This is a genomic window from Nocardiopsis sp. NPDC055879 (genome assembly GCF_053615935.1).
Map to the genome: position 1 here is coordinate 122684 of NZ_JBSHCT010000010.1, position 26232 is coordinate 148915.

The 26232-nt window shown below is 69.3% G+C and carries 22 protein-coding genes; 13 read left to right on the top strand and 9 right to left on the bottom strand.

What is annotated here, in order from left to right:
* Nucleotides 1-103: 103 nt before the first annotated feature.
* Both ACWGKS_RS14000 and ACWGKS_RS14005 read left to right on the top strand, forming a co-directional pair.
* Complete coding sequence (locus ACWGKS_RS14000; RefSeq protein WP_358506875.1) at nt 104-1246, top strand: acetyl-CoA C-acetyltransferase; 1143 nt, start codon at nt 104-106, stop codon at nt 1244-1246.
* A gap of 104 nt (nt 1247-1350) precedes the next feature.
* Nucleotides 1351-1575 carry a hypothetical protein gene (locus tag ACWGKS_RS14005; RefSeq protein WP_358506877.1) on the top strand — a complete coding sequence of 75 codons (225 nt, stop codon included), beginning with the start codon at nt 1351-1353 and terminating at the stop codon, nt 1573-1575.
* 106 nt (nt 1576-1681) lie between these two features.
* Here ACWGKS_RS14005 and ACWGKS_RS14010 read toward each other — a convergent pair whose 3' ends face one another.
* The gene (locus ACWGKS_RS14010) at nt 1682-2929 is read right to left on the bottom strand and encodes a winged helix-turn-helix domain-containing protein (RefSeq protein WP_358506879.1); all 1248 of its coding nucleotides are present in this window, start codon (nt 2927-2929) and stop codon (nt 1682-1684) included.
* 260 nt (nt 2930-3189) lie between these two features.
* Between ACWGKS_RS14010 and ACWGKS_RS14015 the strand changes: the two genes are divergently transcribed.
* Nucleotides 3190-4014 (top strand): exodeoxyribonuclease III, encoded by an 825-nt coding sequence (locus ACWGKS_RS14015; RefSeq protein WP_358506881.1) that lies wholly within the window; start codon nt 3190-3192, stop codon nt 4012-4014.
* The gene (locus tag ACWGKS_RS14020) at nt 4011-4928 is read left to right on the top strand and encodes a ribokinase (protein ID WP_452522783.1); all 918 of its coding nucleotides are present in this window, start codon (nt 4011-4013) and stop codon (nt 4926-4928) included. The genes ACWGKS_RS14015 and ACWGKS_RS14020 overlap by 4 nt, the downstream gene beginning before the upstream one ends.
* A 71-nt stretch (nt 4929-4999) precedes the next feature.
* Here the strand turns inward: ACWGKS_RS14020 and ACWGKS_RS14025 are convergent, their stop codons facing one another.
* Nucleotides 5000-5602: a YceI family protein gene (locus ACWGKS_RS14025; protein ID WP_358506885.1), complete on the bottom strand. Its 603-nt coding sequence runs from the start codon at nt 5600-5602 to the stop codon at nt 5000-5002.
* Between the two features lie 287 nt (nt 5603-5889).
* Nucleotides 5890-7635 (bottom strand): arginine--tRNA ligase, encoded by a 1746-nt coding sequence (argS, locus tag ACWGKS_RS14030; protein ID WP_452522785.1) that lies wholly within the window; start codon nt 7633-7635, stop codon nt 5890-5892.
* 110 nt (nt 7636-7745) lie between these two features.
* On the opposite strand from argS, the gene ACWGKS_RS14035 reads away from it, so the two are divergent.
* Entirely contained in the window at nt 7746-8186 is a 441-nt protein-coding gene (locus ACWGKS_RS14035; RefSeq protein WP_358506889.1) for a protein-tyrosine phosphatase family protein, read from the top strand.
* A gap of 25 nt (nt 8187-8211) precedes the next feature.
* Here the strand turns inward: ACWGKS_RS14035 and plsX are convergent, their stop codons facing one another.
* On the bottom strand, nt 8212-9285 hold the full coding sequence (gene plsX / locus ACWGKS_RS14040) for a phosphate acyltransferase PlsX (RefSeq protein ID WP_358506891.1): 1074 nt from the start codon (nt 9283-9285) through the stop codon (nt 8212-8214).
* Between the two features lie 307 nt (nt 9286-9592).
* Here plsX and ACWGKS_RS14045 point away from each other — a divergent pair, with 307 nt between their 5' ends.
* On the top strand, nt 9593-10954 hold the full coding sequence (locus ACWGKS_RS14045; protein WP_358506893.1) for a KamA family radical SAM protein: 1362 nt from the start codon (nt 9593-9595) through the stop codon (nt 10952-10954).
* 292 nt (nt 10955-11246) lie between these two features.
* On the opposite strand, the gene ACWGKS_RS14050 is transcribed toward ACWGKS_RS14045, so the two are convergent.
* Together ACWGKS_RS14050 and ACWGKS_RS14055 are read right to left on the bottom strand one after the other, a co-directional pair.
* Nucleotides 11247-11480 carry a DUF397 domain-containing protein gene (locus ACWGKS_RS14050; protein ID WP_358506895.1) on the bottom strand — a complete coding sequence of 78 codons (234 nt, stop codon included), beginning with the start codon at nt 11478-11480 and terminating at the stop codon, nt 11247-11249.
* A 375-nt stretch (nt 11481-11855) separates the two neighbouring features.
* Nucleotides 11856-12782, bottom strand: coding sequence for a helix-turn-helix domain-containing protein (locus ACWGKS_RS14055; protein WP_358506897.1), 927 nt, complete (start codon nt 12780-12782; stop codon nt 11856-11858).
* Between the two features lie 286 nt (nt 12783-13068).
* On the opposite strand from ACWGKS_RS14055, the gene ACWGKS_RS14060 reads away from it, so the two are divergent.
* Together ACWGKS_RS14060 and ACWGKS_RS14065 are read left to right on the top strand one after the other, a co-directional pair.
* The gene (locus ACWGKS_RS14060) at nt 13069-13599 is read left to right on the top strand and encodes an ATP-binding protein (protein ID WP_358506898.1); all 531 of its coding nucleotides are present in this window, start codon (nt 13069-13071) and stop codon (nt 13597-13599) included.
* A 175-nt stretch (nt 13600-13774) separates the two neighbouring features.
* The gene (locus ACWGKS_RS14065; protein ID WP_358506900.1) at nt 13775-14134 is read left to right on the top strand and encodes an STAS domain-containing protein; all 360 of its coding nucleotides are present in this window, start codon (nt 13775-13777) and stop codon (nt 14132-14134) included.
* A 73-nt stretch (nt 14135-14207) separates the two neighbouring features.
* Here the strand turns inward: ACWGKS_RS14065 and glmS are convergent, their stop codons facing one another.
* A complete protein-coding gene (gene glmS / locus ACWGKS_RS14070; RefSeq protein WP_452455498.1) occupies nt 14208-16061 on the bottom strand; it encodes a glutamine--fructose-6-phosphate transaminase (isomerizing) in 1854 nt (617 codons plus the stop codon).
* A 333-nt stretch (nt 16062-16394) separates the two neighbouring features.
* Between glmS and coaA the strand changes: the two genes are divergently transcribed.
* From coaA to ACWGKS_RS14085, 3 genes are all read left to right on the top strand, one after another.
* Nucleotides 16395-17300: a type I pantothenate kinase gene (gene coaA / locus ACWGKS_RS14075; protein WP_358507052.1), complete on the top strand. Its 906-nt coding sequence runs from the start codon at nt 16395-16397 to the stop codon at nt 17298-17300.
* Nucleotides 17301-17498: 198 nt separating this feature from the next.
* Entirely contained in the window at nt 17499-19658 is a 2160-nt protein-coding gene (locus ACWGKS_RS14080) for a HelD family protein (protein ID WP_358506904.1), read from the top strand.
* Nucleotides 19659-19778: 120 nt separating this feature from the next.
* Nucleotides 19779-21434, top strand: coding sequence for a hypothetical protein (locus tag ACWGKS_RS14085; RefSeq protein ID WP_358507054.1), 1656 nt, complete (start codon nt 19779-19781; stop codon nt 21432-21434).
* 7 nt (nt 21435-21441) lie between these two features.
* On the opposite strand, the gene ACWGKS_RS14090 is transcribed toward ACWGKS_RS14085, so the two are convergent.
* Nucleotides 21442-22170 (bottom strand): DUF998 domain-containing protein, encoded by a 729-nt coding sequence (locus tag ACWGKS_RS14090; protein WP_452455500.1) that lies wholly within the window; start codon nt 22168-22170, stop codon nt 21442-21444.
* Nucleotides 22171-22402: 232 nt separating this feature from the next.
* Between ACWGKS_RS14090 and ACWGKS_RS14095 the strand changes: the two genes are divergently transcribed.
* Together ACWGKS_RS14095 and ACWGKS_RS14100 are read left to right on the top strand one after the other, a co-directional pair.
* The gene (locus ACWGKS_RS14095) at nt 22403-23305 is read left to right on the top strand and encodes a universal stress protein (RefSeq protein ID WP_358506907.1); all 903 of its coding nucleotides are present in this window, start codon (nt 22403-22405) and stop codon (nt 23303-23305) included.
* Between the two features lie 349 nt (nt 23306-23654).
* Nucleotides 23655-25463, top strand: a complete 1809-nt coding sequence (locus ACWGKS_RS14100) for a phosphoenolpyruvate carboxykinase (GTP) (protein WP_358507056.1) — start codon at nt 23655-23657, stop codon at nt 25461-25463.
* 94 nt (nt 25464-25557) lie between these two features.
* Here ACWGKS_RS14100 and ACWGKS_RS14105 read toward each other — a convergent pair whose 3' ends face one another.
* Nucleotides 25558-26100, bottom strand: a complete 543-nt coding sequence (locus ACWGKS_RS14105; protein WP_358506909.1) for a hypothetical protein — start codon at nt 26098-26100, stop codon at nt 25558-25560.
* Between the last annotated feature and the right edge of the window lie 132 nt (nt 26101-26232).

Genomic DNA, 26232 nt, shown 5'->3' on the forward strand with positions numbered 1-26232 from the left:
TGGGCCGAGGGCGGGAAGTCGGGGGCGGGGGCTTGCCAGGGAGGTGAAACCGAATACAGTTCGGTTCAATAGGACGTCACATCCCAGCCCCTTGGAGGACCCCGTGGCCGAGGCATACATCGTCGGCGCAGTTCGTACCCCCGTCGGCACCAAGAAGGGCGCGCTCGCCGCGGTGCACCCGGCGGACCTGGGGGCGCACGTCCTCAAGGAACTCATCGAGCGCACCGGGGTCGACCCCTCCGCCGTCGAGGACGTCATCATGGGCGTGGTCAGCCAGGCCGGACCGCAGGCCCTGGACCTGGCCCGCACCGCGTGGCTCTCCGCGGGACTACCCGAGACCGTCGCCGGTGTCACCATCGACCGCCAGTGCGGCTCCTCCCAGCAGTCCATCCACTTCGCCGCCCAGGGCGTCATGTCCGGGACCCAGGACCTCGTCGTGGCGTCCGGTGTGGAGAACATGGGCATGGTGCCGATGGGCTCCAACGTCCAGCACGCCATCGAGAACGGCATCTCGCTGTACGGCGAGGGCTGGATCGAGCGTTACGGGACCCAGGAGATCTCCCAGTTCCGCGGCGCCCAGCTCATGTGTGAGAAGTGGGGCTACAAGCGCGAGCAGCTGGAGCGGTTCGCCCTGGAAAGCCACCGTCGCGCCGCCGCCGCTCTGGAGGCGGGCCACTTCGACTCCCAGATCGCGCCGATCGCCGGCGTCTCCCAGGACGAGGGCGTGCGCCCCGACACCACCATGGAGAAGATGGCCGGACTCAAGCCGCTGCGCGAGGGTTGGGAGCTCACCGCCGCGATCGCCAGCCAGATCTCCGTCGGCGCCGGCGCCCTGCTCATCGCCTCCGAACGCGCGGTGAAGCAGCACGGCCTGACCCCGCTCGCCCGCATCGTCCAGCTGTCGCTGATCGGCGACGACCCGGTCTACATGCTCACCGCGCCCATCCCCGCGACCAAGATCGCCTTGGAGAAGGCCGGTCTGAGCATCGACGACATCGACGTCACCGAGATCAACGAGGCGTTCGCGCCGGTGCCGATGTCGTGGATCGACGAACTGGGCGCCGACCCGGCCAAGGTCAACCCCAACGGTGGCGCCATCGCCCTGGGCCACCCGCTGGGCGCCACCGGTTCGGTCCTGATGACCAAACTGGTCAACGAACTGCACCGCACCGGCGGTCGCTACGGCCTGCAGACCATGTGCGAGGGCGGTGGCCAGGCCAACGTCACCATCATCGAACGCGTCTGACCCGCGCCCCCGAACGGGCCGCGCACCCACGGTGCGCGGCCCGTTCTCGTATCGGATCCAGGAAGCCGCTTGATAGCAGGCATGCAGGCGGTCACGATTCAGGTATGAGTCAGAGCGAGCACCCCACCCGGATGATGCGCGCGGTCACCGACCCGGGCCTGGAGGATGACGAGGCTCGGACGGTCCGAGTCAAACTCGCGCGGGCAGGCCTCCTGGATGAATCGGGTACCCCGCGCTCTCGGCCGAGTCGGGAGGCCGTCGAGAGGGCTCGCCGTGCCGCTGGAGGGGGAACCCCTTTGGAGGGTCTGGTGACGGAAGGCCGCGAGTGAGCGTATTCGCCGACACGTCCGCGATGACCAAGCTCTACGCGGACGAGCACGGAAATCGTGCGGTTCGTGCTCTGGAGCGGTTCACACCGGCGTCCGAAGAGCCCCCTCAGGTCGGGCGTCCCGGCCGGCGTGGGGTGGGGAGCGCCTCGCCGCCCACGCCGTTGTCCAGGCCGAGCCAGTCGGCCATCTCGGCCAGCTGTTCCATGAGCGCCGGCATGGTGTCGGCCGGGGCGTCCTCCTCCAGGGTGATCCGGCGGGCCAGGAGGGTTCCCGACGCGCGGTCGGCCTTGAGGTCGACCCGGGCGACCAGGTCCTCTCCCAGCAGGAACGGCAGCACGTAGTAGCCGTGCACGCGCTTGGCGGCGGGCACGTAGATCTCCAGTCGGTAGCGGAACCCGAACAGCTCCTCGGCCCGGTCGCGTGTCCACACCAGGGAGTCGAAGGGGCTCAGCAGGGCACGGGCCTCGACCTTGCGGGGGATTCGGGCGTCCTTGTGCAGGTAGGCGGTGCGCTCCCGGCCGCGTACGGACACCGGGACCAGTTCACCGGCCTCCACCAGGTCGCCGATGGCGGCGCGGGTCTCGGCGCCCTTGAGCCGGAAGTAGTCGCGCAGATCGGGTTCGGTGGCGATGCCGTGGGCCCGGGCGGCGATGGCCACCAGCTCCCGGTGCGCCTCCTGCGGGGTGGGGTGGGCGAGACCGTGCACCGCGGAGGGCAGCACGCGTTCGGGCAGGTCGTAGCGGCGTTCGAACTGGACGTTGCGTCCGTTGGTGGTGAGGTCGCCGATCCAGAACAGGTATTCCAGGCACTTCTTGACCTCGGACCAGTTCCACCCCCAGTGCTCCTTGGTGCGAGGCGCGTCCTGGGCCAGTGAGCCCTCGACCTCGCGGGCGGTGGCCGGACCGACCCGGGCCACCTCTTCGTAGACGGCCTTGACCAGGTGCGGCTTCTCCTCGCGGATGCCGTTCAACCAGCCGACGCGTTCCTGGGCGCGGTTGCGTTCCATCCGGTGCCGCATGAGCCGGTGGGTTCCGGGTGGCACCAGACTGGCCTCGTGGGCCCAGCACTCGACCAGCCGGGCCGGGCCGGACCCGACGGCGGTGGTGGTCGCCCGGTCCAGCAGGGCGGGGTCGTAGGCGCCCAGGCGGGCGAAGACCGGCAGGTACTGGCTGCGGGCGAGCACGTTCACGCTGTCGATCTGTAGGATCCCGATCCGGCGCAGCACCCGTGCCAGGTGGGCGAGGGTGGGTTCGCCCTTGGGACGTGGATCGGCGAAACCCTGGGCGGCCAAGGCTATGCGGCGGGCCTGGGGTGGGGAGAACTCGGCGTCGCGACGGGGGTGCGGTTCGACCATGCGACCCAACCTAACCTCCGGCACCGACGATCCGAGGTCTTCTCGGTTTCGGAGGGCTTTCCGACCGATCGACGAAAAAACCTTGCGCACAATGCGAACCGTAGGGAAGACTCGGCCGTCCAAGGAAGCGCGACGGAAAACAACCGAGCATGTGCCGGGAGTCGCACGACCCCGGTGCGGAGGACGGCCGCACCGGGGTTTCCTCATGTCAGGGGCCTGCCCGGGGCCGGGACGTCGGCGGGATGACTTAGCCTTCTGCTGTGCGTATCGCGACATGGAATGTGAACAGTGCCCGGGCCAGGGCCGAGCGGATCGGTGACTGGTTGGACCGCAGCGACGTCGACGTCGTCGCCATCCAGGAGACCAAGGCCCGCGATGACCAGTTCCCGGCGTCGGTCTTCACCGACCGCGGCTACGAGGTCGCCCATCACGGCCTCTCCCAGTGGAACGGGGTCGCGATCGCCTCGCGGGTGGGTCTCGACGACGTCCGGATCGGCTTCCCCGGCCAGCCCGGCTTCGGCGACCCCGAGGAACGCGAGGCCCGCGCCATCGCCGCCACCTGCAGTGGCGTCCAGGTGTGGAGCCTGTACGTGCCCAACGGGCGCGAGATCGGCCACCCCCACTACGACTACAAGCTGCGCTGGTTGGAGGCCCTGCGTCAGGCCGGCACCGCCCGCCTGGCCGAGGACCCCCAGGCGCAGATCGCCTACGTGGGCGACTTCAACATCGCCCCCCAGGACGACGACGTGTGGGACATCGCCGCCTTCGAGGGGCTCACCCACGTCACCGAACCCGAGCGCGCCGCCTTCACCGGGCTGGTCGAGGGCGGATTCGAGGAGGTCGTGCGCGAGTACACGCCGGGCCCGGGCGTGTACACCTACTGGGACTACAAGGGGCTGGCGTTCCCCAAGCGCAGGGGCATGCGCATCGACTTCGTGCTCGCCTCGCCGGCGCTCAAGGCCCGGGTGACCGGCGCGAGCATCGACCGCGAGGAACGCAAGGGCAAGGGCGCCTCGGACCACGCGCCCGTCATCGTGGCGTTGGACGGGGCCGACAGTCGGCCCGTCGACCGGGAGAAGAAGTGAGCGACGACGTGAATTCCAGAGTGCCCCGCCTGGCGGTCTTCGGCAGCGTCAACATGGACCTGGTCGCCTACGTGGGACGGATGCCGGGCGGTGGCGAGACCGTCACCGGGACCGACTTCCGTCAGGTTCCCGGTGGCAAGGGCGCCAACCAGGCCGTGGCCGCGGCGCGGGCGGGTGCTCGGGTGGCCTTCCTCGGCGCCGTCGGTGAGGACACCTTCGGGTCGGAGTTGCGCGCCAACCTGGAGGCGGAGGGGATCGACGTCAAGGGACTGCGCACCGTGCCGGGCGTCTCCGGCATCGCCCACATCGTGGTGGAGGGGGACGGCGGCAACCGCATCATCGTGGTCCCCGGTGCCAACGGTGAGGTCTCCGGGGTACCGGAGTCCGACCGCGGGCTGCTGGAGGGCGTCGACGCGCTGCTGCTCCAGTTGGAGTTGCCCATGGAGGCCGTGGTGGCCGGGGCGCGGATGGGTCGTGAGACGGGTGTGCCGGTCTACCTGACCCCCGCGCCCGCGCGTGAGCTCCCCGACGAGCTCCTGGCCGACGTGGACGTGCTGGTCCCCAACCAGCACGAGGCGGCGGCGATCACCGGACACGACGAACCGGTCGCCGCGCTGGCCGCGCTGCTGGAGCGTGTTCCGGAGGTGTTGCTGACCCTGGGTTCGGCCGGGTCGCTGTACGGGCGTCGCGGTGAGGAGCCGGTGGCGGTCCCGGCGCGGCGGGTGAAGGCGGTGGACACCACCGCCGCGGGTGACACCTTCTGCGGGTCCTTCGCGGTGGCCCGGGCCGAGGGGCGTTCTCCGCGAGAGGCGATGGAGTTCGCCGCGACCGCGGCCGCGATCTCCGTGGGACGGCACGGAGCGAGCTCATCGATGGCCACGCGCGATGAGGTGGAGGCCCTGCTCAAGGGCTGAACCGAGGACGCGAGCGTCGCTCTGTCGGGCGCACGACTTGAGGGCCCGGGTGGGTACGGCACCCGGACGGTTCAGGGCGTGTGCCCGATCTGCTTGAGGAAGGGCGCGGGGTCCTGGTTCTGGACGCGGACCTCCAGCACGACGTCGACCAGGTCGCCGACCATCCGGCCGCCCCAGGGGAGCGGGCCGCCGTCTCCCACGCCGAACTCGGACAGGTGCAGCTGGGTGGTGGCGGAGAAGAAGTGTCCGTAGGTGTCGTTCGGGGACACGTAGTCGGGTGCCTCACCGACCCATTCCGCGGCCAGGCTGACGGGACGTGAGCGGCCGTGCAGTTCCAGGTCTCCGTGGACCCGGAAGGAGTTCTGCCGGCGGCTGGGCTCCAAGGAGGTCGAGGTGAAGCGCAGCTTCGGGTGGTTCGTGACGTCCAGGAAGTCGGCCGAGCGCAGGTGGTCGTCCCGGGCCCGCACCCCGGTGTTGACGCTGGCAGTGGCGATCTCCACCTCGACGGAGGAGAGGGTGGGGTTATCGGTCACGTGCAGCTGACCGTACGCGTCGCCGAAGGTTCCCTGAACCCGACCGAAGCGCAGGTAGTGGGCGACGAAGATCAGGCTCGAGTGCAGTGGATCCAGGTACCAGGTACCCGGACCGGGGCCGAAGCCCGCGGCGGCTGTCATAGACGATATCTCCCGCTTGTCTGGTATGGGGCTTTTGTCCACATACTGTAAGTGTGATGTTCCACCGCAACGTGGGGTTCCGGTTCGAGTCACCACGAGAGATTCGACTCGCTCTGTCCGGGAAGTCCCCGAAAGCGACCATGACCAGCGACATCGAACCCCCTGGGAGGGGCTCTCGGACGGTCGGTCCAGGGCGGCCCCGACCGGTTCCGGCCACCGCGGGACGGGAGGGGTCGGAGAACGAGAAAGGGCCGGGGCGTTCACCCCGGCCCTTCGTCCACTCGCGACTACATGTACTCGGGGGACTCCACACCGAGCAGGTCCAGGCCACGCACCAGCACCCGCAGCGCCACCGCGACCAGGGCCAGTCGCGACTCGCGCTCGGCGTCGGTCGCGGCGGTCAGCACCGGGCAGTGCTCATAGAACGCCGTGAGCGTCTGAGCCAGCTCGAACAGGTACGAGGACAGACGGTGCGGCTGTAGCAGGTCGCCGGTCTGTTCCACCACAGGGCCGAAGCCCAGCAGCTTCAGTGCCAGATCGCGCTCGGCGCTCTCGGACACGGTGATCCGACCCTCGATCCCGGCCGGGTCCACCTCGCCCTTACGGAAGATCGAACGGATCCGCGCCTGCGCGTACTGCAGGTACGGGCCGGTGTTGCCGGTCAGCGCCAGCATCCGGTCGAAGTCGAACACGTACTCGGTGTCGTGCGAGACCGACAGGTCCGCGTACTTCACCGCGCCGATGCCGACCTTGCGGGCGATCTCGGCCCGGCTCTCCTCGTCCAGGTCGGGGCGGGTCTCGGCGACCACGGCTGCGGCCCGGTCGACCGCCTCGTCCAGCAGTTGCATGAGCCGGACCGGTTGGCCGCTGCGGGTACGCAGGATCTTGCCGTCCGCCCCCAGCACGTTGCCGATCTGCACGTGCGTGGTCTCCACGTCCTCCGGCAGCCACCCGGCCTTGCGGGCGGTGGACCACACCATCTTGAAGTGCATGGCCTGCGGAGCGCCCACCACGTACAGGACGCGGTCGGCCTTGAGGTCGTCCACCCGGTAACGGATGGTCGCCAGGTCCGTGGTGGCGTAGCCGTAGCCGCCGTCGCTCTTGCGGATGATCAGGGGCACCGGCTTGTCCTCGCGGCCGGTGAAGCCGTCCAGGAACACGCACAGGGCGCCGTCGCTGACCTCGGCGATGCCCTTGGACTCCAGCTCCGCGCACACGTCGGCGAGCATGTCGTTGTAGCTGCTCTCACCGGCCAGATCGTCGTCGGTGAGGGTCACGCCGAGCCGGGCGTACACCTTGTTGAAGTAGACCTTGGAGAGGCCCACCAGCTTGCGCCACAACCGCAGCGTCTCCTCGTCGCCGCCCTGGAGGGCGACCACCCGACGGCGGGCGCGCGCGGCGAAGTCGCCGTGGTCCTCGCCGGAGGAGTCGAACTTGGCGCGGGCCGCCTGGTAGAAGGCGTTGGGGTCGGTGGTGAGCAGGTCGGACTCGGGGGAGTCCTCCCCGACCTCCAGCAGGTGCTCGATGAGCATGCCGAAGGGGGTGCCCCAGTCGCCGATGTGGTTCTGCCGGATGACGTTGTGACCCAGGAACTCCAGGGTGCGGGCCAAGGAGTCGCCCACGACCGTGGTGCGCAGGTGCCCGACGTGCATCTCCTTGGCCACGTTGGGCGCGGAGTAGTCGAGCGGGATGTTCTTCCGCTCCTGAAGGGGCACGCCGACGCGGTCGTCGTCGAGGAGCAGGCGCGCCTGGTCGGCGATCCAGTCCTCGCGAAGCGTGAGGTTGATGAAGCCCGGGCCGCTGACCTCGACGTCACGGCAGACGTCGGAGACGTCCAGGTGCTCCATGATCGCCGCGGAGACCTCGCGGGGCTTTCGGCCCAGACGCTTTGCGAGCGCGAGTGCGGCGTTCGCCTGGTAGTCAGCGAACTGGGACGGGCGGATGACGGGGTCGGTGTCGGCGAACTCGGGACCGAAGGCGGCGCCGAGGGCGGACTGGACCCGTCGCGAGAGTACTTCCTGCGGGTCGGCCATGGCTCCAAGCCTACCGACCGGCCACACCCGTCCCTACTGTTATGGCCCAGGCCACATCCAGGACTTTCGGGGGCTGTGCGGAACCCCGACCCCTCCCTAGGCTTGAAGACATGAGAGACAGGAACCAACTGTGGGATCCGGCCTCCCCCGGAGTCATGCGACTGCCCTCCGGACGCCTGGTGCGCGGTCGCGGACTCGCCCTGCCGCTGCCGGCCGGCCCGCGCCCGGAGTTCGCGGTGTACCTGCTCGACCATGAACCGCCCACGGTCCAGTGGGTGGCCAGGTGGGTGCGCTGGGAGGACTTCGGGCTACCCACGGACGACACGGACACCCTGGAGCGCCTGCGGGAGGCGCTGGAGCGTTCGGGGGAGCAGCGGGTGGAACTGGCCTGTCTCGGCGGCCGGGGACGTACGGGGACGGCGCTGGCCTGTCTGACGGTCCTCGACGGCGTGCCCGCGAAGGACGCGGTGGGTTACGTGCGCGAGCACTACTCGACGCTCGCCGTGGAGACCACCGAACAGGAGGAGTACGTCCGCGGCCTCGCCGTGTAGTTCTGCGCCCTCGGCGGGGGGCCGATCAGCGTTCGTCCTGTGGGCGCCGGTGGAGCCAGACCGGTGAACGGTGGTGCACCCGTCGGCGTATCCGCTCGTCCATCCGCCCGCCCGCCAGGTCGTTGGCGAGCCGACAGGCGTGGGCCACGCTCGTGCGGTTGCTGTCGCCGTGGGCGATCACCACCGTGCCGTTCAGGCCGAGCAGGGCGGCGCCCCCGTAGGTCTCGCTGTCGAAGCGCTCGCGCAGTCGGCGCAACGCGCCTCGTTGCAGCACGGCCCCGGCCTTGGCGATGGTGGAGGAGGTGATCGCCTCCTTCATGGCGTTGAGGGTGAACCCGGCGGTCCCCTCGACGGTCTTGAGCGCCACGTTGCCGGTGTGCCCGTCGGTGACCACCACGTCCACCTTCCCGGTGAGCAGGTCGTGGCCCTCGACGTTGCCCTGGAAATCCAGGTCCGGAACCTCGGCCAGCAGCTCCACCGTGCGGCGGACCAGCTTGTTGCCCTTCCCCGGTTCGGAACCGATGGTCAGCATGCCCACCCGCGGGTTCTCGACGCCGAACGCCGTCTGCGCGTACGCGCAACCCAGGTGCGCGAACTGCACGAGCATCTCCGGCTTGGCGTCGGCGTTGGCGCCGGCGTCCACCAGGATCGTGGGCGTGGGCAGGGTGGGAAGGGTCACCGCCAGCGCGGGTCGTAGGACCCCCGGTCGGGTGCGCAGGCGGACGGTGGAGGTGGCCACGATCCCTCCGGTGGAACCCGCCGAGACCAGGGCGTCGGCGTCGCCGCGTCGGATGAGTCGGCAGGCGACGGCGGCGCTGGACCGGGGGCGCCGCCAGCTGGCCAGGGCGCCCTCGTCCATCGCGATGCTGTCCTCGGCGTGTACGACCGGGATGTCGCGCAGGGCGCCCTCCTCGGCGAGCATCGCCGCGATCTCGGTGCGTCGGCCCACCAGAAGCACGCGAAGGCCCAGGTCGCGGACGGCCGTCACGGCCCCGCGCACGATCTCTCGGGGTGCGTTGTCGCCACCCATGGCGTCCACCGCGATGATCGGCGGTGACGTTCGCGGAGCGGGGGATTCCGCGTCGGGTGTGCCACTCATCGTCGGTTGGTTCCTCACAGTCCGGGGATGCTACCGCGTCACCCTCGTCACGCCTTTATCGGGCGCGTTCGTACACTCATGCGAGGATACTTCCAGAATGTCCAGGTCAGGGCTGGATTTAACGTGGGGTGGGTACAAGACCCCCTGCGGGGGTATATCCGCTCGCCGGCTCCCCTGCTCGGAACACTCCGTGCACGGGAGACAACCGAATTTTCATCCAGAGGTGGTCCACCGGTACCCGTAATGCCGGAGCCACCCGCTCAGGGCTGCCTTCCGGGCACCCTGCCTACCGCAGGAGAGGAGAGGCGTGAGCGTTACGCCTGACGCGGCACAGTCCCCGTCCGCCGGACGTCGGTTTCGTGCCTACACGACGAAACACCTCGACGAGTTCACGGCGCGAGCCGGTCTCTCGACCGATGAGCGGCTCGCGGTCAAGGCGGTGGCACACGTGCTGCCGTTCCGCGTCAACAGCTACGTCATCGACGAGCTCATCGATTGGGACGCCGCTCCAGACGATCCGATCTACCGACTGGTCTTCCCCCAGTCGGACATGCTTCCGAAAGAGGACGTCGCCCGCATCGCCGACCTGCTGAGCGCCGGTGCCGGGCGAAAGGAGCTCAACGAGGCCGCCAACCAGGTCCGCGCCAAGCTCAACCCGCACCCCGCCGGACAGATGGACCTCAACGTGCCCACCATGGGCAACGAGGAGCCCATCCCCGGCATTCAGCACAAGTACAAGGAGACGGTGCTCTTCTTCCCGAAGCAGGGGCAGACGTGCCACGCGTACTGCACCTACTGCTTCCGTTGGGCACAGTTCGTCGGTGACGCCGACCTGAAGTTCGCGTCGGGCGAGATCGACCAGATGGTCGAGTACGTGCGTTCGCACCCCGAGGTCACCAGCGTCCTGTTCACCGGTGGCGACCCGATGATCATGGGCGAGGGGGTCATCTCCCGCTACATCGAGCCGCTGCTGGAGATCGAGCACCTCGAAGCGATCCGGATCGGTACGAAGGCCCTGGCCTACTGGCCGCAGCGCTTCACCACCGACCCGGACGCCGACGACACGCTGCGCCTGTTCGAGAAGGTCGTCGCCTCGGGCAAGAACCTCGCGTTCATGGCGCACTTCTCGCACCCGAACGAGATGCGTCCGGAGCTCGTGCAGGAGGCCGTGCGCCGCATCCGCGCGACCGGCGCCGTCATCCGCACGCAGGCTCCGCTGATCCGCACGATCAACGACGACTCCGCCACCTGGGAGAGCATGTGGCGGACGCACGTGCGGCACGGCATGGTGCCCTATTACATGTTCGTGGAGCGTGACACCGGCCCGCAGGACTACTTCGCGGTGCCGCTGGCCGAGGCCTACGACATCTTCCGTGGTGCCTACCAGAAGGTCTCGGGTCTGGCCCGGACGGTCCGTGGACCGTCCATGTCGGCGACCCCGGGCAAGGTGTGCGTGGACGGGGTGACGGAGATCGCGGGAGAGAAGGTCTTCGTCCTCCACTTCATCCAGGCGCGCGACCCGGAGCTGGTCGGCAAGCCGTTCTTCGCCCAGTACGACGAGAACGCGGCCTGGTTGTTCGACCTCAAGCCCGCCCTGGGCGCCACCCACCTGCCGTGGGAACAGGCCCCGGTCGGCGCCAACGGTCTGGTCGACCCCACTCGCATCTGACACGGAGCGTCGGACGCGTGAGGTTCAAGCGGTCCCGTCGGCCCATCCCTTGGGGCGGGCGGGACCGGGCGAGGTCGGCGGTCCCTTACCGCCGAACGTGCCACGCACCGGAACGACCTCCGATGAACAGACGGAGCCCGGCACCTGGTTTGGGGCCGGGCTCCGCTCGTGTGTACGTCGTGGACGGATGTCGGTCCGCGTGGCACGGGAGTGGACCACGCGGACCTCGACGTACACACGTTCCCGGGCTGGCTCTTCGTGGGGGGGTGGGGTGCCCGGGGTGGGGCGAGGGTCAGCTCAAGAGGGCGTCGAAGTCACCGGTCTTGGCGCCTCGAACGAAGGCCTTGATCTCCTCGGGGGTGTAGACGAGGGCGGGACCCTCGGGATCTCGGGAGTTCCGTACGGCGATGTCGCCGTCGGGGAGGGTGGCGACCTCTACGCAGTTCCCGTCCGGGTTGCTCCAGCTGCTCTTGGTCCAATCGACCCGTAGCCGGTCCGCGGGAACGCCGTTGTAGATCGGATACATCCTCAACCTCCTGGAACTTCGGGGGACTCGCGGGTGGTCCACAGGCGGCTCCAGCGCGCCGCACTCATCGGATCGGGCCGCCACGGTCCCGCCGATCGGGTCGGCCGCGCCACCGGATGGTCCTGATGTCCCCTTGCGAGGCCAAAGCGTAGTGCATGCACGTGCATCCGTGATTGCATCGGCAAGCACTCATGGGTCCGCGCGTAGAACCCCGGTGGAGGAACCGCATGTCAGGCCTAACGCGTGACGGGCGCCGATGGTTCGCCGTTTTCGGATCGTTCTTCACTCGTGGCCGAAGTAGGACACGCGGGGAAAGGACGAAGCCCCGGGCGTGAGACGACCGGGGCGGGTGGGGAAACGGGGGGAAGGTGGTGGTCAGTCGCCGTAGCGCTCCAGGAAGCCTTTGAGGATGCCCTCGGTCTGCGCCGGTAGCGGGGCCTGGGTGGCGAGGTGGTCCATGGTCTGGGCGTAGCCGCTCGTGTCGTCGTACTTGTCGAAGTACAGCGCGCTGTTCAACTGTTCCAGATACACCACGTCGGGCAGTTGCGGCGTGGGGAAGCGCATGATGCTGAACGGGCCGCCCGCCGCGGGGTGACCGCCCATGTCGAACGTGGCGATCTGGATGGTGATGTTGGGTCGCCGGGCCATCTCGATGAGGTGTTCGATCTGCTCGCGCATCACCTTCGAGTCGCCGTAGGGCCGGTGCAGCACCGCCTCGTCGATCACCGCCCACAGCCGCGGGGCGGGGATCTCCGCGTCGGGTCCGTCGGACAGACGACGCTGCCGATGCATGCGCATCTTCACGCGACTGTTCACGTCGTCGTCGGAGGTGGCCGTGCGGGAGAGGCGGATGACGGAGCGCGCGTACCCCTCGGTCTGCAGCAGTCCGGGGACGAACTGCACCTCGAAGGTACGGATCACCGACGCGGCCTCCTCCAAACCGACGTAGACCCCGAACCAGTGGGGCAGCACGTCACCGTACTTGTGCCACCACCCCTGGGCGTTGGCGCTGGAGATCAGCCCCAGGAGGGCCTCGCGCTGCTCACGCTCGTCCACTCCGTAGAGCTTCAGCAGGTCGTCGACGTCACGACGCTTGAAACTGACCTGACCGAGCTCCATTCGGCTGATCTTGGCGTGGGACGCGCGGATGGCGTATCCGGCGTCGTGCCGGGAAATGTCCTTCTCCTGGCGCAGCCGTCTGAGCTGGGTGCCCAACAGAATGCGCAGCACTGTGGGCCCACCACTGGAATTGGCCAGGAAATCCTGTGTGGCCTGGTGGTTCTCGACGGGATCGGCTACCACTTCGCCTCCCTAGGAGTGGTATTGGCGCGAGCGACCGCTCAGTATACCGATGCTGTTCTCGCCTCGACAGGTCTCGACGTGGATTCGGAGTGGGACCAAGGTCCCGTTCTACGAATCAACGGCGATGAGGGTGAATTCTTCGCCAGGCCCCTACCAATAAGGCCGAAGCTTCCTATAGGGTTGCCGAACGTTGATCTGCACGTGCATCTGTGTCTTACGTCTGTAAGCGACATACAGGACACTGCGGAAGCGGACTCGCGAACCGACATCACCCGTGAGGACAGTGATGAACGCAGAGCTGATGCCCTCGGAGCTGCAGACCAGGGCATCCTGGGGCCACCCGGCACTACCGCGGGGTCGGTGGGACGTCGGGCTCGGCGACCTGAGGATCGGACAGGGCACGCTCGGGCTGGGCGCGGCCGCGCACGCCTACGCCGCGGTGCCCACCTCGGTCGGCGCGGCCCGACGATTCGCCGTCAAGTGCCTGAACGAGTGGGGGATGTCCGAGGTCACCGAGAACCTCTGCCTGATCGTCTCCGAACTCGTCGGCAACTCCTGTCGCCACGCCGTCTCCGGACGCGTCCCCGAGGACACCCGTGTCCTCCTCCAACTCCGACCACTGCCCTCCGTCGACGCCGTGGTCTGCATGGTCGCCGACCCCGAGGCGCGAGGGCCGATGCGGGTCTCCGCGCACCAATTCGCCGAATCCGGCCGGGGCCTCGGCCTCGTCGCCGCTTTCGCGCGTGAATGGGGATGGAATCCCATCACCGGACACGGAAAGGTCGTCTGGGCGGAGTGCGGCCCGGACCCCTTCTGACCTCGAAAGGCATCATCGGGCATCTCCCTGGCCCACTCCGGAACGGAAAAAGCGGAAGGGAACGCGGGAGAGCGGTTACGACTCCTCTGGGCGAGTAGGCTGTCAACGCATGTCGGTATTCGACCGGCAGCGATAGACGAACAACCCCACAGACCCCGAACCGTGGGAGTGAGGCGTGGCCGTACTGGACCCCGACCGTGAGCACTTCCCCTGCGATGGCACGACCATCGTGCGCTTGGATGGCGAGATCGACATCGCCACCGCCGAGGAGGCCTACTCCCGGTTGAGCGCCGCCGTCCTGGAGGCGTGCGCGATCGTCGACCTGTCCGACGTCGGCTTCATCGACGCCTCCGGGGTCAACGTCCTCATCGGAGCGGCCCGACTGGCCTCCGGCCGTCAGCGGCACCTGCTGATCGCGGGCGCCCCCCGGCAGCTCCATCGGATCCTCGACGTACTCGAACTGCGCTCCGTGCTGCCGACCCACCCGGATACCCTGGCGGCCCGCGCCACCCACGCCGCATGGGCGGCCCACTGAGCGGTACCCGAAAGGGACGGGGCGTGCCGCCCGGGGGAACACCCCCGTTCGACACGCCCCGCGAGGGACGTTCCTACTCCACGGTCACGCTCTTGGCGAGATTGCGCGGCTGGTCGACGTCGTTGCCCTTGGCCAGGGCCAGCTCACAGGCGAACACCTGCATGGGGATCGTCGAGACGATCGGCTGCAGCAGGGTCGGCACCGCGGGGATCTCGATGAGCACGTCCGAGTACGGTCGGACCGACTCGTCGCCCTCCTCGGCGATCACGATGGTGCGGGCGCCACGGGCGCGCACCTCCTGGATGTTCGACACGATCTTGTCGTGCAGCACGCTGCGGCCCTTGGGGGAGGGGACCACCACGACGACCGGCAGGCCCTCCTCGATCAACGCGATCGGGCCGTGCTTGAGCTCACCGGCGGCGAACGCCTCGGCGTGCATGTACGCCAATTCCTTGAGCTTGAGAGCACCCTCCATCGCCACGGGGTAGCCCACGTGGCGGCCCAGGAACAGGACCGTGTCCGCGTCCGCCAGCGAGTGGGCCAGCTCACGGACCGGCTGGATCGTGTCCAGGACCTTCTCGATCTGCTCGGGCATCGTGGCGAGCTGGGCGATGACGGCGTTGATCTCGTCGCCGAACTTCATCCCGCGGACCTGCGCCAGGTAGAGACCGACCAGGTAGCAGGCGGCCAGCTGGGTGAGGAAGGTCTTGGTGGCGGCCACCCCGACCTCCGGACCGGCGTGTGTGTACAGCACACCGTCGGATTCGCGCGGGATGGTGGACCCGTTGACGTTGCAGATCGCCAGGACCTTGGCGCGCTGCTCCCGGGCGTAACGGACCGCCATCAGGGTGTCCATGCTCTCGCCGGACTGGGAGATGGCGATGACCAGGGTCTGCTGGTCCAGGATCGGGTCGCGGTAGCGGAACTCGCTGGCGACCTCCACCTCGCAGGGGATCCGGCACCAGTGCTCGACGGCGTACTTGGCGATCAGACCCGCGTGGTAGGAGGTACCGCAGGCGATGATGACGATCTTCTCGACGCCGCGCAGGTCGGCGGGGCTCAGACGCATCTCGTCCAGAGTGAGCTGGCCGTCGACGGTCACCCGGCCCAGGAGGGTGTCGGCCACCGCGCGCGGCTGCTCGACGATCTCCTTGAGCATGAAGTAGTCGTAGCCGTCCTTCTCGGCGGCGGAGGCGTCCCAGTCCACGTGGTACTCGTTGACGTCCACGGGGACGCCGTCGTAGTCGGTGACGACCACGGAGTCGGCGCGCAGTTCCACGACCTGGTCCTGGCCCAGTTCCACGGCCTCGCGGGTGTGGGCGATGAACGCCGCCACGTCGCTGGCCAGGAAGTTCTCGCCCTCGCCACGGCCGACGACCAGCGGGGAGTTGCGGCGGGCCGCGACGACCAGGTCGGGGTCGTCGGTGGAGACCGCGACCAGGGTGAAGGCGCCCTCCAGACGCTTGCAGACGTCGCGCATGGCGCCGGCCAGGTCACCGTCGCCCCGGCTCGCCAGCGTGGTGCTGAGCAGGTGGGAGGCGACCTCGGTGTCGGTCTCGGACAGGAACTTGCAGCCCTGCTCCTCCAGCTCCACCCGGAGGGTGGCGAAGTTCTCGATGATGCCGTTGTGGACGATCGCGACCCGGTTGTCGTTGTCGACGTGGGGGTGGGCGTTCACGTCGTTGGGGGCACCATGGGTGGCCCAACGGGTGTGCCCGATCCCGGCGCCGTCCCCGGAGATGGGTCGCTCTTCAAGGGCCTGACGCAGGTTGGCGAGCTTACCGGCTCGCTTGTCCGTGTGCAGGGCGCCCTCGCCCAGCACGGCGACACCCGCGGAGTCATATCCGCGGTACTCCAACCTCGCGAGGCCGTTCACAACGACCTCAAGCGCCGGTTGCGGCCCGACGTAGCCAACGATTCCGCACATGGCCGCCAGCGTAAGTGAAAAGGTGGGCTGGTTCGACCAGTGAGAGGTCCATACCACTCACTGTTTTCGCAGGTCTCGGTATAGACCATTTGGTGTATGCGGAGTGGATCGCGCAGGTGGGGGGACTGGTCTGGTCCACGAGTGGAACCGGTTCCACTCCGTCCGGATCAGGACAAAAAACCTTCGGAGTCGGCGTGGTGAACGTGTGGTTTCGGGAACGATCGCGCACCAGGTCGGCCAATGAGGGGGCCGGCCGCCCGGGACGGCGGAGCGGCTGCTCTAGGGTGGTCAACCGTGTCTCACGTGACGAAGAACGGCTTCTCCTCACCGTACGTGGAGTTGGACCGCCCGGCCTGGGCCGCGCTCCGCGCCTCCACGCCCCTGTCCCTGACCGAAGCCGACCTCAACGAGCTTCGCGGGACCAACGACCCCACCTCCCTTGAGGAGGTGCGCGACATCTACCTGCCCCTGTCCAGGTTGCTCAACCTGTACGTCGGCGCCACCCAGCAGCGGCACGCGGCGGTGCGCGCGTTCCTCGGCGAGTCCGATCGCCCGGCCCCGTTCATCATCGGGGTCGCCGGCAGCGTCGCCGTGGGCAAGTCCACCACCGCGCGGCTCTTGCGCTCCCTGCTCGCCCAGTGGCCCAACCATCCCGACGTCGAACTGGTCAGCACCGACAACTTCCTGTACCCCAACGCCGTCCTTCAGTCCCGCGGACTCATGCGGCGCAAGGGGTTCCCGGAGAGCTACGACCGGCGCGCCCTGGTCAGGTTCGTCTCGGAGATGAAGGCCGGTGCCGAGCGCCTCGACATTCCGGTGTACTCCCACCTGCACTACGACGTGGTGCCCGACGAACGCCAGACGGTTCACCGGCCCGACATCCTCATCGTGGAGGGCATCAACGTCCTGCAGCCCGCCACCGCCGGACGCCTGGCCGTCGCCGACTTCTTCGACTACTCCATCTACGTCGACGCCAAGGTGGAGAACGTCCGCAACTGGTACCTGGACCGGTTCCGGGAACTGCGCCGGACCGCCTTCTCCGACCCGCGTTCCTACTTCCACCACATGGCCACCACCATCGGCGAGGACGAGGCCGTGGATTTCGCGGCCAACACCTGGCGCACCGTCAACGAGGTCAACCTCCTGGAGAACATCCGCCCGACCCGTGGCCGCGCCACGCTCGTGCTGTTCAAAGGCGAGGATCACCGCGTCAGCCGGGTCCGCCTGCGTAAGACCTGAGGGACGAAACCGGCCAAAGGCTGCACAAAAGGGCGGGGTTCGCCCGTTCGGGTAGATTGGATCGTTCGGTCTCGCGACCCCACGGGGTCGTCTGTGCGCGCTCAATGGATCGGAACGAACCGGACCTCATCGGTGACCGGGGCGGGACCCCGCGCACGCGCGAAGCCGCGTCCTGTCCCGCCGACCAGAGGTCCGCCCATGACCACAGCCGATCCCACGACCATGCCTCCCGAGTCCGAACCCGATCCCGAACTCGCATCCGAACGCCGTCATCTCGCGGCGGCCCGCGCCGCCCTGAACCGCATGCGCGAGCACGTCGACGCCACCGAGCTGCTCTTCGGTGACGTGGTCAAGGACAAGGTCACCGACGCCGCCCTGCGCCGCGGCCGTGAGCGTCGACTCGCGGAGCTGACCGACATCCCCGACGCGCCCCTGTACTTCGGACGCCTGGACTTCGACCACGGCACCGTCTTCCTGGAGGAGGACGAAGAGGGCGGGTCCGGACCCCGGGCCGCCGACGAGCCCGACCGGATCCACATCGGCCGACGCCACGTGTACGACGCCGACGGCCGCCCCATGGTCCTGGACTGGCGCGCGCCCATCAGCATCGCCTACTACCGGGCCTCGCCCGCGGACCGGATGCTGGTGCGCATCCGGCGCCGCTACGGGTTCACCACCACGCCCGACGCCGACGGTGAGCCCCGGACGCTCCTCACCGCCTTCGAGGACGAGGACCTCCTGGCCGACCCGGACGCACCGGCCCCCGCCAGTGAGCTCCTCACCACGGAGATCGAACGGCCGCGCACCGGACCCATGCGCGACATCGTCGCCACCATCCAGCCCGAGCAGGACGATCTGGTCCGAGCACCGCTGGAGACCACCCTGTGCGTCCAGGGCGCTCCCGGCACCGGCAAGACCGTCGTGGGCCTGCACCGCATCGCCTACCTGCTCTACACCGAGCGCGCACGGCTCTCCCGCACCGGGGTGGCGATCATCGGGCCCAACCGCTCCTTCCTGTCCTACATCCGCGACGTCCTGCCCGCCCTCGGCGAGGTGGACGTCCACCAGACCACCGTCGTCGACCTGCTCACCCGGGACCTGCCCGAACGGGCCAGGCACGCCCAGGGATGGATCCGCCGGATGGAGACCCCGGATGCCGCGCGGGTCAAGGGTTCCGCGGTCATGGCCGAGGTGCTCCGGCGCGACCTGTGGGCGAACCTGCGCGAACCGGAGGAGACGGTGATGGTGCGCGAGGGCTCGCGCCGGTGGCGGCTGTACCCGGAGGACGTGCGCCCGCTCGTCACCGAACTGGCCGAACGCGGGGTGGCCTACGGTTCGGGGCGTGAACTGCTCTCGCACCGCATGGCGCACGTGATCCTCACCCGAATGGAGGCCGAGGGCCGGACCTGTGACGACCGCACCCACACACGGGTACGCAGGGACCCGGCGATCCGTACGGCGGTCACCGCGCTGTGGCCCAAGGTCGACCCACTGAAGATGGTGCTGGGGCTGTTCACCGACCCCGAACGCCTGGCCCGCGCGGCGGAGGGCCTGCTCACCGCCGAGGAACAGGCCCTGCTGCGGCTGCCGGGCAACCCGCGCGGCCCCAAGTCCGCGAAGTGGTCGGAAGAGGACCTGGCGCTGGTGGACGAGGCGGCGGCGCTGATCGAACGCCCTTCCGGGATGGGGCACGTCGTGGTGGACGAGGCCCAGGACCTGAGCCCGATGCAGTGCCGGGCGATCGCGCGACGCAGTGGTTCCGGGTCGCTCACGGTCCTCGGGGACATCGCCCAGGGCACGAGCCCCTCGGCCGCGCGAAACTGGTCGACGCTCCTGGAACACCTGGGAAAGCCCACCGGCCACCTGCACGTGCTGGACCGTGGCTACCGGGTGCCCGCGCAGATCATCGACTTCGCCGCCCGACTGCTGCCCACCATCGCCCCGGGGCTGGGGGTTCCGTCCGCGGTGCGCCGGTCGCCGGGGGCGCTGCGTCTCTCCCCGGCCGTGGGCGACCCGGCCCCCACGGTGGCGAAGGCCTGCCGCGCCGCGCTCAAGGGTGAGGGGTCGGTGGGCCTGATCGCCGCCGACCACCAGATCGCCGAACTGAGGTCGGCCCTGGCCGCCGAAGGGGTGGAGGCGCCCTTGTTGGGCGAGGCCGGTCTGGACGACGCGCGACTGATCGCGGTTCCGGCGAGCCTGGCCAAGGGCCTGGAGTTCGACGCCGTGGTGGTGGTCGAGCCCGCCGCGATCGTCGAGGCCGAGGAACGGGGAGCCAACCGCCTGTACGTGGTCCTGACCCGAGCGGTGAGTTCGCTGCACGTGGTCCACGGCCGTGCCCTGCCACCCGAACTCACCTGAATTCGGACACGCGTCCGGCCGCGAGGGGACCTTCGACCGGAAATGGTCGGCCCGGGCGAAACCTCGCCGCCACTTTCCACGTCCGACAGGGGCGAGGACACGTGTGAAGGGGGAGCGGTGATGCGGGGAGTCGTCCTCGACGATCTCAGGTATCCGGAGGGGACGGGGGACCCGGCCCTGGACCGACGGCTGTGGCGGGCGTTGGAACAGGCCGGGGCCGATGAACCGGAACGCGCCGGCGAGGATCTGCGCGAACTGCACCGGGAACTCGGCGAGCGGCTGGGCGCCGACCATCCCGACACCCTGTCCGTTCGGGTCCACGCGGCGCTGTGCCTGGAACGGAGGGGCGACCCGGTGGGGGCCGCCGTCGACCTCAGCGGACTATGGGGAGAACTGTCCGTGAGCGTCGGCCCCCTGCATCCCCACATGCTCGCCCTGCAGGCCGAGATCGCCCGGCTGTGGGGAGAATCCGACCTCGTCGACCTGGCGGCCGATGGCTATGGCCGCCTCGTGGACCTGCTCGAACAGGCCCGTGGCGTCGACGACCCCGACTCCCTCGCCGCCCGGGAACGGCAGGCCTGGTGGACCGGGAAGACCGGACAACCGGAAAAGGCCGCGCTCGCCTACGCCGACCTGCTGGACCGACAGCGCCGCGCTCTGGGCCCCAACCACGCCGACGTCCTGGAGAGCCGTGGGGAACTGGTGCGCTGGTACTCCGCCGCCGGCGACCGGGCGAGGGCGGCACGGGTCTGCGCGGACCAGGTCGCCGCCCGAGAGCGCGTCCAAGGCCTCTCCCACCCCGACACCCTCGCCGCCCTCCTCCAGTCGACGCGACTGCACTCGGAGGCCGGGGATCCGGCCGGCGCGGCGCGGGCCTGCGCCGCGCTACTCCGTGCCCGGCTGACGACGAAGCCGCTCCGAGACCGTGAGGTCCTCAACACCCGTCGGATGCTCGCCCATCACCGGGTCGAGGCCGGGGACCTGCTGCGGGCCGAACACGACTACGAGGAGCTCCTTCCGGACCTGGAATCCTCCCTGCCGTCGGACCACCGCATCACCCTGCTGGCCCGGTTCGGCCGTGCCCGCCTGCTGTTCCTGTTGGGCGAGACCGACCTGACCAGGACCGAACTGGCCCAGACCCTCCCCGGCCTGCGGCGGGTGTTGGGGGAGGACCACGAGGACGTACTGGACGCGTGGTTCCTGCTGGCTGCCTCCATGGTCACCACGGGCGAATCGGAGGAGGCGCTCATCGAGGCCGAGGCGCTTCTGCCGCGGCTACGCGACCGGTACGGTCCGCGCCACCACACGACCCTGTTCGCTCGGGCGCATGTCCTGGAGGGACGCGGCGACCCGGCCGCACTCGATGTCTACGGGGAACTGCGTGCCGAGTGGGAGCGAGCCCTGGGCCCCACCCACCCCAACACCCTGCTCGTCCGGCTCCGGCTGGCCACCGAGGGCGACCTGTCCGAGGAGGTCGAGCGGCGCGCGCTCACCGCCCTGTTCGAGGAGTTCCGCACGGCGTTGGGACCGACCCACGGGCTGACCGTCATGTTCCGGGCGCTGCTCATCACCCTGGAGGAGGACGAGGTCACGTCCCTGTCCGAGTTGGGCGAGCTTTACCGGCGGTGCGTGGAGAACCTGGGGACCGACGCCCCCGGCACCCGGGCCGCGTTGGAGGCCTACACCGAGTGGCTGGGGCACGTCGTAGGTCGGGAGAGCGGCCTGGAAGGCCCCGACACCCCCGAGGTTCCGGAGGGTGTCGGGCGGCAGGCGTGACGGCGGGTCAGCTCAGCCGCTCGGGCGCGCGGACCCGGTCGCCACGTCGCTTCCAATGGCCGGGGACCAACCCCACGGCCAGCAGCCACAGGGCGACCGTCACCAGGTGGAGGCGTTCCGCCATCCCCAACGCGACCCCCGGGGAGCCGTCCCCGGACGAGAGGTACACGCCGGCGGCGAGCACCAGGACGACCACGGCGGCCACCGCCTGCGCGGCGGTGATCAGCGCCAACACGATCCAGGAGCGTTCGCCCGCCACGTGCCGGTCCCTGGTGAGCGCGGCCGAGGCCACCAACGCCGCGAGGGTCGCTACCACGGCCAGCGGCGGTTGGAGGACGCTCACGCCGCCCATCCCCTCCACCACGGACTCCACCGCGCACGCCGCGTCGGTGGACACCACACACCGCCCGGGCAGCAGGGACGAGATCAGGGACGTGACGCCGAACACGACCATGGACCACCACGAGATCGTCAGCCACCGGCGCGGTCGCTCGGCGCCCAGTGCCAGCCCGAGGCCGGCTGCGAGCACGACCAGGATCGCGGCGGTCCGATGGGCGCTGTCCAACATCCGCCCGAATGTGGAGTCGGGGTCGGCCAACGCGCCGGTGTCGGAGCCGAGCCCGACAGGAAAGACGACCTCCAGTGCCCACATGCTGTAGACCACGGCGGCCACCACCGCGGCCACACGGCCGTCACGGTGGTCCCAGTGCAGGTGTCCGGTGTTCGAGTGGGACATCGCGTTCCCCATCCGCCGATGACTCGCTTATGTCTCTCGGACGCGACCTGACGTCCGCGCGTTCCGTTCCTGCGGGGACACTGGTCGTCCTGGGACCTTACGTCACCCAACTCGCGGCGGCACTGTTATCCGCGGGTGCGTGTTCAGGCGTCATCATCGGGAAGAGCATGGAAACACCGGCGGGGGACGAAGTTCCCATGGCCGCCGATACCTACGGAAAGGGCGCACGCAGATGAACGGCGCTACCACGACACGATGGATCGTCGTGGGGGTGGACGGCAGCGACTCCAGCAGGCACGCGTTGGAATGGTCGGCGCACCAGGCCATGCTTCGTGGTCTGGGCGTGTTGATCGTCGCCGCCGCGCGCCCGCTGGCCACGGACGGTTTCGACGTGTGGTCGAGCGTCGAGGAACAGGCTCGGGCGACGGAGGGCTCGGGGGCACGAACTCTGCTCGACCACGCGCAGGACTGGGTGTCACGGCTGTTCCCCGAACTGTCCGTGCGTACCCGGATGTCGTTCGACCGGCCCGCCCAGGCCCTGATCACGGAGTCCCACGAACCGGGGGTGGCGGCGGTCGTGGTGGGCTCGCGCGGACTGAGCGGGATCGCCGCGGCGTTCGTGGGGTCGGTGGGCATCGAACTGGCCGCTCGTTCACCTGTGCCGGTCATAGTGCTGCCCCGGGACCACGCCGCCGCGCACGGGGTGCGCAGCCGGGTCATCGTGGGGGTGGACGGTTCCGAGCCAAGCCGTCGGGCGTTGAAGTTCGCCTTCGACCAGGCGGAGTTCGCCGACGCCGACCTGGTGGCGGTCAGCGCCTGGCAGCCGTTGGTGGCGTTCGCCGCCGCGACCGGACCCATCCCGCCGGAACTGTTCGACGACGCGACGGCCGCGGAGGCCGCCAGGCAGGCCCTGGACGAGGAACTGATGGACCTGCGGTTGGCGCGGTCCAACGTCCGGGTGCGCACACGGGTGGTCCGCGCGCACCCGGTGGTGGCCCTTCTCGAAGAGGCCACCCCCGCCGACCTGATCGTGGTGGGCTCGCGCGGCCGCGGCGGGTTCCGCGGCCTGCTGCTGGGCTCGGTGAGCCACTCGGTCCTGCACGGCGCCCGGGGCCCGGTGGCCATACTTCGTTGATCTGCGAAGACCCGACAGTGGTCTAGGCGGTGTTTTTTCGGGCCTCCGCCGGCGCTTCGGCCCAGGGTCGGCGACCCCCGTGTGACGAACAGCACGGTGTGTCGTCGTGGATACGCCTCCGGCCCGCAGTGCAGGGAAAAGCGGCCCCGAGTCGTGCCGGGGCGAGCCCGTCGAGCGCGTGTGGGCGCACCGTGGTCGAGTGCCCGAATCCCTTGCCATGCAGCGGAATCCGATATCTCGCGCGGCCATTATTAGACCACTGGCCTAGACCAATTGGTCAGTTCTGCTCCTCGTCGTTCATCATTCGAGAGATCTCGTCATTCGAAGAGGAGCCGTTGTGACTGCTGACGTGGGTATTGACGTGGGCACCGCCCTGACCGACAACGAAGAACTCATCTCCTGGGTTCGTGACGTCGCGGAGCTGACCAGGCCGGACGAGGTCGTGTGGTGTGACGGCTCCGAGGAGGAATGGACCCGCCTCACCGACCTACTGGTCGAGCAGGGCACGTTCACCCGCCTCAACTCCGAGAAACGGCCCAACAGCTTCTACTGCAAGTCCGACCCGAGCGACGTCGCCCGAGTGGAGGACCGCACCTTCATCTGCTCCGAGCGCGAAGAGGACGCGGGCCCCACCAACAACTGGATCGCCCCGGACGAGATGCGCGACACCTTCGGCGAGGTCTTCAAGGGCGCCATGCGCGGCCGCACCATGTACGTGGTGCCCTTCTGCATGGGTCCCCTCGGCGGTGACATCTCCCAGCTCGGCGTCGAGATCACCGACTCCCCCTACGTCGTCGTCTCCATGCGCATCATGGCCCGCATGGGCACCGCCGCCCTGCGCCTCATCGAGGAGCGCGGCGAGTTCGTCAAGGCCATCCACTCCGTCGGCGCCCCGCTGGAGCTCGGACAGCAGGACGTCGCCTGGCCCTGCAACACCACCAAGTACATCTCGCACTTCCCCGAGACCCGTGAGATCTGGTCCTACGGCTCCGGCTACGGCGGCAACGCCCTGCTCGGCAAGAAGTGCTACGCGCTGCGCATCGCCTCGGTCATGGCCCGTGACCAGGGCTGGCTCGCCGAGCACATGCTGATCCTCAAGGTGACCTCGCCGCGGGGCGAGTCCCACTACGTCGCCGCCGCCTTCCCGAGCGCCTGCGGCAAGACCAACCTCGCCATGCTCCAGCCGACCATCCCCGGCTGGAAGGTCGAGACCGTCGGTGACGACATCGCCTGGATGCGCTTCGGCGCCGACGGACGGCTGCGCGCCATCAACCCCGAGGCCGGCTTCTTCGGCGTCGCGCCCGGCACCGGCGCCAAGACCAACGCCAACGCGGTCGAGACACTGTGGGGCAACAGCATCTTCACCAACGTCGCCCTCACCGAGGACGGCGACGTGTGGTGGGAGGGCCTCACCGAGGAGCCCCCGGCCGGCCTGACCGACTGGAAGGGTCGTCCCTGGACCCCCGAGTCCGGTGAGCCCGCCGCCCACCCCAACTCCCGCTTCACCACCCCGGCCGGGCAGGCCCCGACGATCGCCGACGAGTGGGAGGACCCCGCGGGTGTGCCGATCTCGGCCATCCTGTTCGGTGGCCGTCGCGCCACCGCGGTGCCGCTGGTGAGCGAGTCCCTCAGCTGGCAGCACGGCGTCTACCTCGGCGCCAACGTCTCCTCCGAGAAGACCGCCGCCCAGGAGGGCTCCGTCGGTGAGCTGCGTCGCGACCCGTTCGCGATGCTGCCGTTCTGCGGCTACAACATGGGCGACTACTTCGCCCACTGGCTGAAGATCGGTGCCGGCGCCGACCAGGCCGCGCTGCCCAAGATCTTCTACGTCAACTGGTTCAAGAAGGACGCCGACGGCAAGATCGTCTGGCCGGGCTTCGGTGAGAACAGCCGCGTCATCAAGTGGATCGTCGACCGGCTCGAAGGCGAGGCCGAGGCCGTGGAGACCCCGATCGGTCTGGTGCCGACCGCCGACGGCATCGACACCGAGGGGCTGGACATCTCCGACGAGGACATGAGGTTCGTCCTCGACGTCGACACCGACGTCTGGAAGCAGGAGGCCGCGCTGGTCCCCGAGTTCTTCAAGACCTTCGGTGACAACCTCCCCAACGAGCTCTGGGACGAGTACCACGCGCTGGTGAACCGCCTGGAAGGGTGACCATCCAGGTCGTCCCCTCCCTTTCCGCGCATCGGGGGTCGACCGACTGCGAGGGGGCGCGGGCACGACGGTGCCCGCGCCCCCTCGTCGTGGGTCAGCGACAGGAGACGTGGCCGGTGCGGAACGTCGTGTCCTGCTCAGAGACGTGCATCCGTCCCTGGACGTTGCCGATCGAGGCGATGCCGGTGGTGAAGGACGCGGACCGGCCCGCGGAGATCACCTGGGGCCCGCCCTTGCGTTCCAGCCGACCGATCTGGCCGACGCGCAGCTCCACGGTGATCCGGCTTCCGGAGGCCTTGGAGTAGCTCACCCTCGCGGTGGTGCAGTCGGTGGTCCGGATGGTGAGGGTCCCGTGGGTGAGCGCGGCCGAGTCGGCGGCCAGGGTGCCGACCTCGTCGGGATTCTCCACGGTGTCGGCGTACTCGGGGTTCTCGGCCAGGAAGGTCTCCAGGCTCTCCACATCATCACCGACCTCGTAGAAGCCATCGTCGGTGATGATGACCTCCACGGAGGAGCGCTGCGCGCGATCGTCCTCGGCGACCGCGGCGGAAGGGGCGAGGAGGACCGAGGCGGTGGTCACGGCGGCGAGCGCGGTGAGTCGGGACAAGGGTCCACGGGGGGAGAGGAGGGTGGGCACGGGTGGTCCTTCCGAGGACGCTGGAGTGGGGAGAGCGGCGCTGAGAACGTACCAACCGGTACGTCGGGGTCCAAGGGGCGAGGTCTCGGCGGACGGGGCGGGGGACAAATGCGGGCGTTCACCCGTTCCGGG

What these genes read in the sequence shown, in the direction of transcription:
- ACWGKS_RS14005 (WP_358506877.1), top strand. Translation starts at nt 1,351, where the DNA reads ATGAGTCAGAGCGAGCACCCCACCCGGATGATGCGCGCGGTCACCGAC.
- ACWGKS_RS14010 (WP_358506879.1), bottom strand. Translation starts at nt 2,929, where the DNA reads ATGGTCGAACCGCACCCCCGTCGCGACGCCGAGTTCTCCCCACCCCAG.
- ACWGKS_RS14025 (WP_358506885.1), bottom strand. Translation starts at nt 5,602, where the DNA reads ATGACAGCCGCCGCGGGCTTCGGCCCCGGTCCGGGTACCTGGTACCTG.
- argS (WP_452522785.1), bottom strand. Translation starts at nt 7,635, where the DNA reads ATGGCCGACCCGCAGGAAGTACTCTCGCGACGGGTCCAGTCCGCCCTC.
- ACWGKS_RS14035 (WP_358506889.1), top strand. Translation starts at nt 7,746, where the DNA reads ATGAGAGACAGGAACCAACTGTGGGATCCGGCCTCCCCCGGAGTCATG.
- plsX (WP_358506891.1), bottom strand. Translation starts at nt 9,285, where the DNA reads ATGAGTGGCACACCCGACGCGGAATCCCCCGCTCCGCGAACGTCACCG.
- ACWGKS_RS14050 (WP_358506895.1), bottom strand. Translation starts at nt 11,480, where the DNA reads ATGTATCCGATCTACAACGGCGTTCCCGCGGACCGGCTACGGGTCGAT.
- ACWGKS_RS14060 (WP_358506898.1), top strand. Translation starts at nt 13,069, where the DNA reads ATGAACGCAGAGCTGATGCCCTCGGAGCTGCAGACCAGGGCATCCTGG.
- glmS (WP_452455498.1), bottom strand. Translation starts at nt 16,061, where the DNA reads ATGTGCGGAATCGTTGGCTACGTCGGGCCGCAACCGGCGCTTGAGGTC.
- ACWGKS_RS14080 (WP_358506904.1), top strand. Translation starts at nt 17,499, where the DNA reads ATGACCACAGCCGATCCCACGACCATGCCTCCCGAGTCCGAACCCGAT.
- ACWGKS_RS14085 (WP_358507054.1), top strand. Translation starts at nt 19,779, where the DNA reads ATGCGGGGAGTCGTCCTCGACGATCTCAGGTATCCGGAGGGGACGGGG.
- ACWGKS_RS14090 (WP_452455500.1), bottom strand. Translation starts at nt 22,170, where the DNA reads ATGTCCCACTCGAACACCGGACACCTGCACTGGGACCACCGTGACGGC.
- ACWGKS_RS14095 (WP_358506907.1), top strand. Translation starts at nt 22,403, where the DNA reads ATGAACGGCGCTACCACGACACGATGGATCGTCGTGGGGGTGGACGGC.